This is a genomic window from Dellaglioa sp. CoH-57-MRSF-18, from assembly GCF_056781995.1.
This window is the reverse complement of sequence record NZ_JBXAXX010000008.1, coordinates 19,198-32,731: the sequence shown is the minus strand read 5'-3', so window position 1 is coordinate 32,731 and position 13,534 is coordinate 19,198. Positions and strand designations below refer to the sequence as shown.

10 protein-coding genes and 3 pseudogenes are annotated in these 13,534 nt (G+C 36.8%); 4 read left to right on the top strand and 9 right to left on the bottom strand.

Annotated features, from left to right (window positions below):
- The 5 genes from AC1RPG_RS07550 to AC1RPG_RS07530 form a co-directional block, all read right to left on the bottom strand.
- Positions 1–1,869 (bottom strand): type IIG restriction enzyme/methyltransferase (locus AC1RPG_RS07550; RefSeq protein WP_481762428.1); only part of this gene is annotated, 1,869 nt, incomplete at its 3' end.
- A 138-nt stretch (positions 1,870–2,007) separates the two neighbouring features.
- Positions 2,008–2,598, bottom strand: coding sequence for a DNA-binding protein (locus AC1RPG_RS07545; RefSeq protein WP_481762427.1), 591 nt, complete (start codon positions 2,596–2,598; stop codon positions 2,008–2,010).
- Positions 2,591–3,745 carry a RepB family plasmid replication initiator protein gene (locus tag AC1RPG_RS07540; protein WP_150309677.1) on the bottom strand — a complete coding sequence of 385 codons (1,155 nt, stop codon included), beginning with the start codon at positions 3,743–3,745 and terminating at the stop codon, positions 2,591–2,593. The genes AC1RPG_RS07545 and AC1RPG_RS07540 overlap by 8 nt, the downstream gene beginning before the upstream one ends.
- 499 nt (positions 3,746–4,244) lie before the next feature.
- Positions 4,245–5,480, bottom strand: a complete 1,236-nt coding sequence (gene mobV / locus AC1RPG_RS07535; protein ID WP_481762426.1) for a MobV family relaxase — start codon at positions 5,478–5,480, stop codon at positions 4,245–4,247.
- A 662-nt stretch (positions 5,481–6,142) separates the two neighbouring features.
- Positions 6,143–6,445, bottom strand: a complete 303-nt coding sequence (locus AC1RPG_RS07530; protein ID WP_068853205.1) for a hypothetical protein — start codon at positions 6,443–6,445, stop codon at positions 6,143–6,145.
- Positions 6,446–6,612: 167 nt separating this feature from the next.
- On the opposite strand from AC1RPG_RS07530, the gene AC1RPG_RS07525 reads away from it, so the two are divergent.
- From AC1RPG_RS07525 to AC1RPG_RS07515, 3 genes are all read left to right on the top strand, one after another.
- Entirely contained in the window at positions 6,613–6,897 is a 285-nt protein-coding gene (locus AC1RPG_RS07525; RefSeq protein WP_481762425.1) for a hypothetical protein, read from the top strand.
- 1,266 nt (positions 6,898–8,163) lie between these two features.
- The gene (locus AC1RPG_RS07520) at positions 8,164–8,973 is read left to right on the top strand and encodes a ParA family protein (protein WP_284065013.1); all 810 of its coding nucleotides are present in this window, start codon (positions 8,164–8,166) and stop codon (positions 8,971–8,973) included.
- A complete protein-coding gene (locus tag AC1RPG_RS07515) occupies positions 8,966–9,310 on the top strand; it encodes a DUF5388 domain-containing protein (protein ID WP_284065014.1) in 345 nt (114 codons plus the stop codon). The genes AC1RPG_RS07520 and AC1RPG_RS07515 overlap by 8 nt, the downstream gene beginning before the upstream one ends.
- Positions 9,311–9,356: 46 nt before the next feature.
- Here the strand turns inward: AC1RPG_RS07515 and AC1RPG_RS07510 are convergent.
- Positions 9,357–10,203 (bottom strand): annotated as a pseudogene (locus tag AC1RPG_RS07510) (IS30 family transposase).
- Between the two features lie 128 nt (positions 10,204–10,331).
- Between AC1RPG_RS07510 and AC1RPG_RS07505 the strand changes: the two are divergent.
- Positions 10,332–10,901, top strand: coding sequence for a hypothetical protein (locus AC1RPG_RS07505; RefSeq protein WP_481762424.1), 570 nt, complete (start codon positions 10,332–10,334; stop codon positions 10,899–10,901).
- A 104-nt stretch (positions 10,902–11,005) separates the two neighbouring features.
- On the opposite strand, the gene AC1RPG_RS07500 is transcribed toward AC1RPG_RS07505, so the two are convergent.
- The 3 genes and pseudogenes from AC1RPG_RS07500 to AC1RPG_RS07490 form a co-directional block, all read right to left on the bottom strand.
- Complete coding sequence (locus tag AC1RPG_RS07500; protein WP_014216283.1) at positions 11,006–11,587, bottom strand: recombinase family protein; 582 nt, start codon at positions 11,585–11,587, stop codon at positions 11,006–11,008.
- Positions 11,588–11,878: 291 nt separating this feature from the next.
- Positions 11,879–12,262: pseudogene (locus AC1RPG_RS07495) on the bottom strand (TrlF family ATPase); the annotation flags it as partial.
- Positions 12,263–12,984: 722 nt separating this feature from the next.
- A pseudogene (locus AC1RPG_RS07490) lies at positions 12,985–13,206 on the bottom strand (IS30 family transposase); the annotation flags it as partial.
- Between the last annotated feature and the right edge of the window lie 328 nt (positions 13,207–13,534).

Below are 13,534 nucleotides of genomic sequence, written 5' to 3'. Positions count from 1 at the left end.
AAGCCTAGTAATATTGACGGAGTTTTGATTAATATCAACCCCAAACAAATTGTGTTCAATGATATCCAGCTTCGTCTTAAATAACGTTTCTTGGATTGCCTGACGCATTTCAGATCCACGACTATAGGTAAAGTATGTTTCGTCATCACGCATAACTACGACTAACTCATCATTTTCAATTTCGATATTGACATCCATCCGAATTTCTGCCGGAAGAAGGCGTAACCTAGCCCGTAACTTTACTAAGTAATTCAAGGCGGACACCAAGAAGTGACCTGAGCCAACTGCTGGGTCCACCACCTTAAAATTCCGAAGTACACTAAGGACCTTTTCTTTGTTTTCCGGAGTGACTTCAGCAATATCAGCGATTGAATTTACTTTAAATCCGTCAGCCCTAAACTTATCAATAATTGACCTGTCTATTGCCTTCCGAACCATAAACGATGTTACGAATCCGGGGGTATAGAAGGAACCATCCTTGTATCCATTAATTTTTTCGAAAATCAAACCCAACACGGACGCATTGATTAATCTTTCATTATTCACAGATTTACCATCTGTGTTAAACGCATACGAATCAAGAAACGTTAGAAGATATCTTAACGTTGGCAACTTTTTCGTACCCTTTGTCACACGGTCGAGCAAAACTGACCGGCTTCGCAGAGATAATTCTTCATCATCCGATAAATCCGAAGGCTTGATTAACAACGTAGATTCTGTAACTGATTTCTCAAAAAGCGACGAATTTAAATATGGAACATACTCATATTTCTTCGCTAAACTTCCGCGCTGATCAACAGGCTTTGCTAGTACACCAAAAAACAATTCATTTAATCGATTGAAGTTGCTGAGGTTTTCATTCGACATGAACTTATACTTGATATCATCGTTGTTGAATTTCATCAATTGACCTTCTAGTAACTTCAAGAATAAGATTCGATTCACCCACGTCGATACAATGTTGACTGTATAATCAAACTTTTGTTCTTCATCATCAAAACGATAATCAGAAGAATCAAATGCCTTGTAAACCAATTCCGTCAAAGAACCTGATTGACGATCCGATTCGGGCAATCGTTCAATTCCCTTATCATCCTTTCGATCTCTTAACCCTATTATATATAGCAATTCGTCATAGAACTTCTGATCCAATACGTTTGAGTCAGACACAAATGACCTCTTCATTAACGTTTCAGGAGCAAGCATTCTTATGAATCGTCGAGCTCTGGTTTCGTTTATTTCGCCATTCTGTTGAAATAGATTATTTACATTTAAATGAACATATTCCAATTCGTCTTTGTGTTTCTCCACAAACGGTGCTGCAATATTGGTGTAAAAATCAGATGTAGTTACGTCTAACGTTGCTTGTTCAACTTGAGATTCGAAATAATTATTCACAAAATGCTTGTTCTTCGCAAAAATCTTATTGAATAAAGCAGCGTCAAAAATAAACCAATCAACTCCATCCGTGACAATTAAATAGGTCATCCGAGTATTGCTTGCACCAAATCTTTCTCTCATAAAATAGAGAATTAGCTCATGCAAAGCTTTTCGATTTATATGCGACTCAGAAATCATGTCTGGTGATCTTAATTTTTTCGTTTCTAACAATACATAATTAACACTTTCTTTCGAGATTACTAGATCTATCCGTCCTTCAGCGTTTACCTTAAATCCTTCTTGTTGAAAACCGAGACCTCTTAAAAAATCTCGAATATATCCTTTGTTGGTTTCTTCTGTATTTTCATCATTAATTTCAGTAATCAAATCTTTCAGCAAATTAGCTATTTCCGCTTTACGATTATCTCCGAGCGGTAGCCGATAAAACATTTTATTGATGACATTTTCAGGCTTTAATGCAACTGGCATTTTTATATCCTCACTTCCAAGTATGTTACTTTTAGTATAATCATGTTATTTTGTGCTTATAGACCACAGTATGTAGGGAACTCTGCATACCCATGATTAAACCGTCTGCTTTAGTTGTCTTTTTACTATCGTATTATATTAATTTCTTCGAAAAAAACGCCACCACTTTTTAGGTTTAGGTTGTGACTCCGGGGTGCTATTTTCAGGTTCCGGTTGTTTGTCTGGCGTCACTTCTTTTTCACCATCATCATACGGTGCCATCGTTAAGGCTTTCAAGTCCTTAATTTCTGCCTTGTATTCTTCGAGCAGTTGTTTGTCCTGTAAGGCTAGCCGTTGTTGCTGATCTAGTAGATTTTGTGTCTGATTCTGAATTTCGACTAGACTTTTTATCTGTTCATCTTTGATAGATAACTGACCGTCTTTTTTAATCAGTTGTTCTTTCAGATAATTGATTTGTTCAGACTTTTCATTAAGCAACTTGTTTTTTTCAGTATCTAATCCACTATCTAATTCGCGTCCGTTTTGGATACCTAAACTATCTAATTCAGACACTTTAGAGTAACCCATGTTTGATTTTATCTTTGATATTGCAGATTTACCAAGGTATATAGTGCCATCCAATCTTTGTATCGAATCAGTATCTAATTTAGACACCTGGTAGTGTATTTTCTTTTTTGAGACTCCCAGCTCCTCAGCAAGTTCTCGAATTGTTTTTAAATTTTCACTCATGATCTATATCCTGCCTTTTAACGATTGGTAGATACTGTTCAATCGATTTTTTAAGATACTTAGCAATATTCTTTTTAGAATAGTCATCTTGTTTATCTCGGATATATGCTAAGTGCTCTTTGACACCGTTTACTCCTCGTAAATTTTTTAATTCGTCATATAGGGGATAAACATTTTTTTGTAAGCCTGCTAAGATTTTTTTATCCATGAGATCCAAATATGATAATAAAAAGTGTTCCATAAGTAGCTTTGTATATGGACTGTCCATTGCCTGCAAAACTAATTCATTTTCACTTTCTTCTTGCCTTATCTTTCCATCAATATAATCTCGATCACCTAATTTATAACTACTATCATCTGCGACTTGTTTTTTTGTAATATGAAAGACAATGCTATCAATACTACGTCCTTTTTTTACTTTTTCATACGTGACATTAAAAGAAGTGTATGAGTTAATTTCATCAAGTCCTGCTTTTAACACTCTTTTTTCAAAATTATCAATTCTTTGATAGTCTTTTACAGTATCCGTCATTTCTCGTAAATCTCGCATACCAATAGTTGGATTGCGATAATTTTCAACTTGTTCTTCTCGCCGTCCACCCTTAACACTGTAATGCTCATACTGATTGTAGTTCATTGATAGCCAACGATATAAAATAACAGCATACTTACTATTTAATTCTGAAATATCTGACAAAGCATGTTGCGTAAAATTAGTTTTGAGATTAATTAAGTAAGGCATGATTTCAGGACTAAATCGGATTAATACCTCATCATGATAGTCCGTCCATTCTACATACGGGATTGGCACAATACTAACAAACTTAAAACCTTTATCTTGTTCTTTTTTAATCTGAAAAAATGCTTGTTTTTGCATCTTTTCAATCACTTCTTTAAAGCGACTATGCTTGTCATTATCATCTACCTTAAAAAAGGCAAATAATTCTTTCTTTGATAGATACACGGTCTGATCTTGAGGGGGATTGTCTGTATCAATTAAAGAAACAGCTAATTCAAACATTTTCAGTGGGGTTTTATCCATTTTGGCAATCGATGTAATGAGGCTATTATGTTCAACTACTTTTCGTTTTGATAAGTCATTCAAGGTCTGTACCTGCCTTGTTTTGGATTCTGGTATAATAGACATATAGATACGCTCCTTTGCGTGTTTGGATTAAGCATGAAGAAAGTCTGTCCAAAGATAATTTCTTCATGCTTTTATTATGCATTTTTATTACTACAAAATCAAAATAAAAGTAGGGGTATACACAGTTTTTTGTAGGGGTATACACAGTTTTTTGTAGGGGTATACACAGTTTTTTGTAGGGGTATAACTCTGAAAATCCTTGATAAAACACACTTTCTAACCGCGCAAAAGAACAAAAGATTAAAATATAAAAGATAAACTTATAATAGGCTCCGCCTTTTTATTGATTCAATAAAATAAAAAACAAAAAGAACACCGTTGTACATAAATTTTGTACGTGGTGTTCTTTTTGTGTTGAATCATTTCAAATGCCGGCTACCTAGTTATCTAACATAGATTGCCACTTATTAAGCCAATAGTGCCATTTTAAAGTGGTTAATGATTATTTATACGTTGCGTGGTTAAAAACGCTTAGAACGGCAAATAAACCGTTTAAACGTTAAAGACTTGGTCCTTTAAAAATATCACGCGTTAATTCAATGATTCGATTAATTAATGCTTTAACTTGTTCGATACCGCGATCTAATCTAGTTGGCGCTATTTTGGTGTCTGGATCTTCTCTAGCTGTCGTCAAGGTTTTTAACCATGACTGAGCCGCTTTCTTATTTTTAGTGATTTCTTCATGATCCAGCTTATAAAGAACATACCGAGCCTCCACATCAGTATGCGATAGTTTGTCGACACCATAATCATTTTTAAGCATATCGCGCATAGCATAATCCAGCTGTTGCTGTTCTCTGTGCCGCTTCTGAAGCGCTTGATGCGTTTCTTTTAGGTTTTGATAGTCTGCTTGGACGTCTGCTAATTGCGCTTTGACTTGTCTTAACGTTTGTTTGAGTTCTTGCGTTTCATGCTTGCTTTGTAGGGTGGCTTTCTTCATCGTGGCTAACACGCTTTTAAAGCGATCTAAGTCATCTGGTTTAAGCACCGTCTTACCAAAAAGGTTTTTAGATAAGGCTTGTTTAAAATCATCAATTTGTTTTTCGGCTAAGTCAACTTCCGTTAAGGCTTGATCCGTGATTTTAAGTACGGCCTGTTTAGCCCTAATATTTTCTTCAACGTCAGCTAGTTCCGTTTTTAAAGCGTTGAACTGATCATTGTATTTTTTGATTTCAGCGACATTCTCAAACGGTAAGGTTTTGTGATTTAAAATCCCTTGTTCATAAAATGGCAGCACTTTTTTTAAATCTTGATCTAAATCCTCATGAAAGGTTTGCAAATCCTGCCGCGTTAGCACTTCTTTAGCGGATACTTTATCACGTGACTTTTTATCATCAAAAACCACTGGGACAAAGGCATAGTGCAAGTGAGGGGTTGTCTCGTCATAATGCACGACAGCGGCCACGGCATTTTCTTGACCATAACGGTCATTTAGAAATGCTGTGGTTGCTTCAAAAAAGGCGCTCTGTTGCTCGTAGGACGCTTCTGCGAGTTCTTCAGGTAAAGTGACAATCCAAGTCGCTAACGCCTTTACATCGTCTCTTTTCATGCAATAAACGTCATTTAAACGCGCATTGAAGCGTGAAAGCATATCAGAACCATCAGCCATGAGCTCCTGATTCAGATAGGTTTTCGACACATCAATTTCTTTGTTAGTGTGATGGACAGTTTTACGTTCAAAATGGACCGCTAAACCAGGGACTGCGCCACGCGTATTTTTCTTTAAATGTGCCATCAAAAATGCCTCCTCGAAAAAGATTTTCCAAGACCAGTATAACACCGTTAAAAATCTGGTATAGCCTGTTATACCAAAATGCTATTTTGGACAGGCTCTGCGAGGCGAGTCATCGACAAGCGCTGACCGTAGCGTTTCCCCTTCCTGCTGGGGAAACTGCTATTTTACAGCGCCTATTATCCGGCTTGTAAAACCTCCGGCGGGTCACGCCATGACGGGGCAATCTATCATTGCATGATCACCTTCAGCGGGAGCATGTCATGCAGAACGCTACCCGCGCAGGGCAAGCTGGTGTCAGCTTAACCACATTAAAATAATCTGTAAACGTAAGTGTATAATAACAAAAAAATTGTAGTGGACTATCGCAATTAATAGGTGTTATACAATAAAAGCAAACAAAAAGGCACCCTTAAGGTGCCCACATTATTTTAACGATCATTAAGATCATCAAAATAACGTTTAATTGCGAACGTCACAACAGCAACACAGATTGCGTTGAACAATTGTGTGAGTTCTTGAAAAAAGTAAATCATGGAGTCTAAACCTCCTTGCCGTTGCAGTTATAGTAGGAAACAACAGCTTTTTAAGTATATCATGTTTTGAAATACCAATAATATAATGTTATAATGCTAATAGAAGAAAGTACATGGAGACTAACCTCTCTAGTAAAAAGGGCTAGTGCGTAGGAACACCAGCTCTTTTTGTTTGTCTTTTTTTGAAGCAAGTTTCCTTTCAGGGCAAGACAGTGTATAATTATAAACAATAATTGCCATGAAACAGCTCTGCTGTTTCAAAGGCTTGCGCCAGTGCGCTGGGCAAGCCTGGTGGCCCATTTTAAAATCCAGTGACGCCAACAATAACCTGGCTAACCTGTCATTTTTCACAATTAAAGACGCTTCAAAAAATTTCTTTAACCCCCAAATCACTAATAGGGGGGTTAAATTTACAAAAAAGCCAACAGGCAAACAACCCTCATGCTTACGGGGCGTAGGGTTACAGCGAAATAATATTCGTGTATAAATTGATGTAATAATGAAATTTTGATAATAAAAATTGGCCATTAAATGGCATTTTTTATTAGATAAATCATTTTAAAGGTTCTATCACGCGGTTTGTGATTAAGGAGGCATATATGACCTATAATGCGATCAAAGGACGCTTTACGCGCGTGGCGCCCGATAAAACAATCTTGTATGGCGAGAAATCCTATACGTTTGCCCTAACACCAGAACAAAGTGACCAGGTTGACCAGGCTGTTTATGCGGTTGTCCTGGCCAAAAATTATAAAACGACCTCTTTCTCGATTGATGAGAAGTTAACCTTGTCTGACGAAGAAGTCGCCCAACACAAGTTGGTGGTCCGTTTACGCCTCCGCAAAAAGCACAAACAGCCGTCTCATAAACCGCTCACGGACTAAAATTTCACAAATGACAAAAGCCTTGTTGCTGGGATTGTGAGAGGTAGACCAATTAATTTGAGCCAGATTCACAAGACGTGATCACAGAAAAAGCGCCAAACCCTATTTATTTCAGGTTTGGCGCTTTTTAGTTTAGATAAGCGACATTATGTTAAGCAGCTATACCACTTGCTGCTTAACATAATGCAAAATTAAACAAAGTAAAGCGCTCAATCCGTGTGGTTGTGGGCTCTTTATTTTACAACTTTGTGAAATGAAATTGGTATAGGTCAAGTAACAATACGAAACCTTGATTTAATAGGATTCTTCTTTTAGAAAAGTTAGTGAAATTTCATATGTATTTTTCCTCAAATTAGTTGACTTAGTGGGTCACCCCTGCTTGATTGAGAGGTTGGTTGAGCGGTGAATGGCAAAGTTGTACCCTAGTCACGAGCAAATTTTAAATAAAAAAATAAGCGTCGCACTAGAGTACAACTCAACTATTTACTTGACCGATCGGCCGTCTCACGTATTTAGTTAACCTCGTAGCTGTTGTCTTTCGACAAACTAACCACCCTATTAATTACTGCCCTAATAGCGTTGTGATTAGTTACCGTGCTCGTAAGCACCAGTAAACCGCCCTGACCCTTATTGGTGGTCACCACCATTCATCACCCACAATACGAGGCCGTTGCTTATGTGATATAGCCAGTTGTTATTGCGGTCGCACTGGCAAACGTGTCTATTTAGTTTGGACTTTATCCATGCAGGTTGGCTTCTACATTGTCAAAATTCGCCACACATGCTACAATACAGTTAATTTGATTAAACTGTTTAGTTACGCCCGACTGCAATCGGGGGTGGCTTTTTTTATATTAAATTTTGATTGCATCTCACAATTTGTGAGGTGCTTTTTTGTTTAATGTAATTATAATTGTTTTATTGCTATAATGTCAACATTTTTTTAAATAGCACTACGTAGTGCTATAGTCCTGTAGTGCTAGAACTAGATAGTGCAATAGTTTCGTAGTGCAATAGTGCAACGGCTACAGCACTATTGCACTACTGCACTATCTAGTTCTGTAGTGCGTTGATATATCAGCTTTTCCAACCAATTTACTATCTAATTGCTAGAACTACAGAACTATTGCACTATTGAACTACTTAGTTCCGTAGTACTAGAACTAGATAGTGCTAGCACTATTGCACTACAGAACTATTGCACTAGACTTATTGACAGTAGGAACTACATAGTGCTACTATTAAAAAAACGGAGGTGCATAACATATGACCCAAATAATAACCTTTGGCAATTTCAAAGGTGGAGTAGGTAAAACTAGTAATTCGACTATGGTAGCCCTTGAATTAAGCAATCGCGGCTATCAAACGTTATTAGTAGACCTTGACCCTCAAGGAAATGCCACAAACTTATACCTAAAAACTAAGCTAAATATCAGCAATGAAGTAGGGCATTTTAAAAAAACATTGATGGCCAGCATAGAAGACGGTGACTTATCAAATTCATTAATTAATATTAAAGAGCATCTAGATTTGCTGGCGTCTGCACCTGATTTTGCATTATATCCGCGATATATGGAAAAACACCATGAATATTTAGATAGGGTTACAGCCTTTAACACATTGCTTAATCCTTTAAAGGAAAAATATGATTATATTATCATTGATATTCCACCTACAATAAGTCTCATTACTGATAGTGCACTGTATGCATCTGATTATTGCTTAATTATTATGCAAACTCATGAACATAGTTTTGAGGGTGCAGAAGCGTTTATTAAATATATTCAAGATGAAATAGTTAATGAATACAAAGCACCTAGGCTGGAGTTGGTGGGCATATTAGCCGTATTACTCCAAGCAGGCGCACCTGTTGATGAAGCTACAGTTTCTAATGCTATTTCAGAATTTGGTGAAGATAACATATTTAAAAATAAAATTCATTCAATGCAAAGACTCAAACGGTATGGAATTACTGGAATTACATTCGGTTCCAAATTCGACAAGAGGGTTTTTGATGTATACAAAAACGTAACTGATGAATTGCTATCAAGAATTGAGGTGATTGAGCATGGCTAATTCATTAATTCGATCCAATAGAAATAATACAGAAAGTAGTATTCCCAAGCCTGAAAAGCAAGCTAAAGCATCAGATTTCGTGAATCCCGCAAAAGATAAACCAACTAATAAAGAAATTAGTTCCGTAACGTTCAACACCAATCTTAAAATTAGCAACCATACTAGAAATAAACTTCAAGCAATGTCAATGATTGGATATGCAGAAAATCAACGTTTGTCTGTCGAAACGGCCATACATTCTTTCTACGAGCAGTTATCTATTAACGAACAAAAAGAATTTGATTTGCAAGTTTCCACTTTGGAATCACGCGATGTAAAAATGAAAAGCAAAAAATAATCACTCTTTATTATAAGGCAGATTGCAAGAAATAACTTGAACAAATTTAGTAACGCAGATTACGCAAAAAGATCTCAATCGGTGTTCGCCAATTTAAACATTTGAGTGGTCGGGAATTCAAATACCAGTTAATTTGAATCAATTCATCATCGGTAATCTCATCAATCGGTTGACCTTTGGGAATGAAGCGGCGTAGTACTCGGTTGCGATTTTCATTACTGCCTCGTTCATGTGGCGAATAAGCGTGCGCAAAGTACAGCGGAACACCGGCCTGTTCTTCAATCAAATTGTAGTTGGCGAATTCTTTCCCATCGTCAACAGTAAGGGTCTTGAGATTATCTCCTAACTGGTTAGCCAATTCTAAAATAGCCTTGGTCATTGAAGTACTATCTCGTCCATTAAGCCGTTTAACGATGGTAAGCCGACTCTTACGCTCGACAAACGTAGCTACTGCTTGACCTTTACGTTTTCCAGATAAAACTGTATCAGCTTCGAAGTGACCTGAAGTATTACGATCAGAAATTTCAGCTGGACGATCTTCGATGGAACGTCCATGACTAAAACTACCACGGGGTTCTTTAGATGGTTTTGTAGGCAATTCTAACTACATGAGCCACTTGTTCAATTGACCATTTTTGGATCTTGATTTTTTCTTCAATCAATCGCTTTAGGTTAGTCGTTAAGATGGTTTTACGACCACGATGACTAAGTTTAACTTCATGGTCAGTTTGAGCCCTAACTGCGTTATACTCACCAGCTAAGTGATGAACCTCATTAAAGATAGTGGTTTTACTAAAGCCTAAATAATCGGCAATATATTGAAGTGAGTGTTTTTCATGATGAAGTGTTTCGATGACAACGCGGTCTTCAAATGATAAAATAGTGGTGCCCATAAAGGTCCTTCTTTCTAGTGGAATGTTGTGGTGACACCATTAAAGACCTTTATGGGTTTTTCTGTCCACTAATATGTTCAACTTAAATTTTACAATCTACCTATGTAAAAATTCCTTCCTTTTGAGAGATGATTTATTCATTATACCCTCTCTTAAAAGTTGTCTCAGGAATCAGCTTACATCCAATATTTTATGATGTTCCTTTAGATACAGTTTTAAGTTGGGAATCTAGTCTTAATTACTTCGGCACAGTTTATGGATCTCTTTTAGGTTTTTTAGGTGTTATTATCACAATTTTGTATACACAAAATCAAGTCGCTAAACAAAAAAAGGAAGCCGATTTGATTAGAGTGAATGATAATGCGATATCTGTAATGCCATATATGCATATCAAATTTATAGGGAGTGCTAATTTTACAAGTTATAAACATTACGATTTAGAACTGAATGCCAGCGAGGGGGAGAACGCTGATCAAACAATCTATATGCATTACAAGGTTACTAATAAAGGAAAAGGAGCCGCTACAGAATTATATTTATTTACCCCAAACGACTCTGATACAGAATTCAACCAACTGATTTCCTATGACCAAAGCCACATAGATTTTATAGATATAAGCGAGGAAAAAGAACTTAGAATAAAAATAAATGCTCCTATGTCAATAAATGGCACATCTTTTTCTAAACACTCGTTCTAATTCTGTCGGAATTAAACCAGCTGATGTAATTTGAGGTTCGGATTACCAAGTCCTCAAAATTGTAAATAATTTAAAATATCCTTTTTCATGATCTTTCACCTGTCTTAGATTTTAGAAGTATCACTTGGTTTCTCAATTAACTTAAACCGTCGCTGCTGCGTGCGTTTACTAATCCCCGTTTTTCGTTCAATCATCTTGTAGGTCATGCCTTGTTTTCGCAGCTCATAAGCAAATCTGATTTGTTCATCAGAATACGTTTTCGGTCGCCCTTCCCGAAACAACGGATCATGTTGCTTGGCATACAATTTACCTTCTTGTGTGCGCGTGACAATCATATCGCGTTCAAACTGCGCAAAGGCGCTAAATATTGTAAAGACTAATTGGCCAGTCGGCGTATTGTCAATTAAGCCCATATTCAAAATGTTGACTTTGACATTTTCTTTAAACAACTCTTGGATAATGGCTAATGCCTCGCGCGTGTTCCGCGCAAACCGATCCAGCTTAGTGACAATCAAAGTATCACCTGTTTTTAGAGTGCGCAACAGTTTTTGAAACTCCGGTCGTTCAGTAGTTGTGCCGGTAAACTTTTCCTGAAAGATTTTTCCTGCTCCTGCCAATTTTAGTAACTCAATTTGATTTGCTAATTTTTGATCAGTGGTACTGACCCGCGCATAGCCATATTTCATCTTTTTATCTCCTTACTTATGTCATTAAGTAATGACACGGTTCTAACCCTTTAATTATACAGTATCAAAAAAGAGGCCACAACTGTTAAGTTGTGACCTGAATGAAAGGCTTTAATTATTATATTCGACTTTCGTGAATGCCATCATATCCTTCTGCTTTAACAACATCTATAGTGGAATGACGTTATCAGAATATTCGTGTATTAACTGTTTACCCGTTAATCATTGCTGAACCCGTAAAGCCAGTGTTTTAGAGCATTAATTGGATCAGTAACATCGCACATTGTTCTATCAAACACCTCTACTGAATGCATATCTTTCTTCACGTTTCTGAAATGCACGTTTTCCACCCTCTAAGACTTCGCAAATTTCGGTTTGCATAGCTGGATTTTCGATAGGGCCTTGTCTATATTTAAATTTTCGTCCTTTACTTGTTTTGGAATCCATCTCTTCTGAAGCTAAAGTCACACATTCACTGTCTCCGCCAACCAAAACGTTTGCATTGTGAGTAACGACAAATAGCTGTCGGTGTTGTTTCTGTTGCCTTAAATAAGAAACGAGTTCATCATAGATAGCCTTATTATCAAGCTCATCTTCAGGCTGATCGATCAAAAATGGCTTATCATCCTTGTCCAAACTTAGTTGCATCATTAACAAGATAAATGCCTGCTTACCCCCGATACTCTAAACAGGGGGATTAAATACAACGCCTGTGCCTGAGCACGGGGTATAAGGATTAGCATGACGGCGCTTACATAAAAATTAACTGTTACTGACATAGAATGGATGTAACCGTTGTTGGCTCCTATGATGTAATTACGGACAACTTGTTCACTATAATTATTTCAAAGGAGTCTTTTATTATGACCATTAAATATTCGAATCGATACTCGCCTGAGTTTAAGTCATCTATCATGTTACTACACAAAAACAACCGCTCAGCTGATTTCTTAGCTAAGGAATACAACGTTAGTGTCTCCACCGTTACTAAATGGATGAATCAGGCTGATCCCAATAATTCCAAGGTCCCTTCGGATCATGAGTGAGCCCTAATCGAGGAGAATCGACGACTTAGGGAGGAACTCGATATTTTAAAACGAGCGGCATGCTATTGACAAAAAAAGAATGGTGAGAGAGCGAACGGTCATCTTAGAAATGATTTAGGCTAGTTTACAAGCCCAGCACCGCATTCCTCATATTTTAAAAACGCTAAAGTTTTCCAGTTCAACGTATGATGGTTATTGTCATTGGTAACCCAGCAAAACTTCTCGTCGGAGTCAATTAGTCAAGCAACAGTTACTAGCTATTTGGCTTAAATATCCAATGTATGATGGTAAATTACAAATTTAATCTGATTTTTTTGGCAAATTGGTCAACATAACTTGGTAAAGTGTTTGTCAGTTGGGTACTTTAAGCGGTCTCTGATTAATTTGTAGTAACGTAGTTGTTAAATCTTGAGTACCAATGTGTTCAAAACAATTCTATTTAGGGTAAAAATAACGTAAGTTCTGATTAAATCGTTCATTACTGCCGCGTTCAGCCGGCGTGTAAGCATGGCAGTAATAGGTCTAAATACCGTATTGTGATTCAAATGATATTAGATTGCTAAACTCAGTGCCGCAAGGTAGATTGTAAAATCAATCCGAAGGAAGTTTGAACAAAAACTATTTTTTAAGTTGCTCAAGCCTATTCGACCTTCACTCTTATTACATGTATAGAGCCTACTATTCATTAGAGAATAGGCCATCAGCATAACTGGCACATATAAATCAACTGTTAACCAGTCAATAGTTTTGGCGACTACTACCATCATTCTATCAATTCATTTAAATTCTTATATCCATCAGCAAGTATTAGCATTCTAAATCTAGTGGAATAATAGCTAAGTTAAACTTATATACTGGGCGCAAAATATGTATTCACAACTGCCACCATGGCTATTTCAAG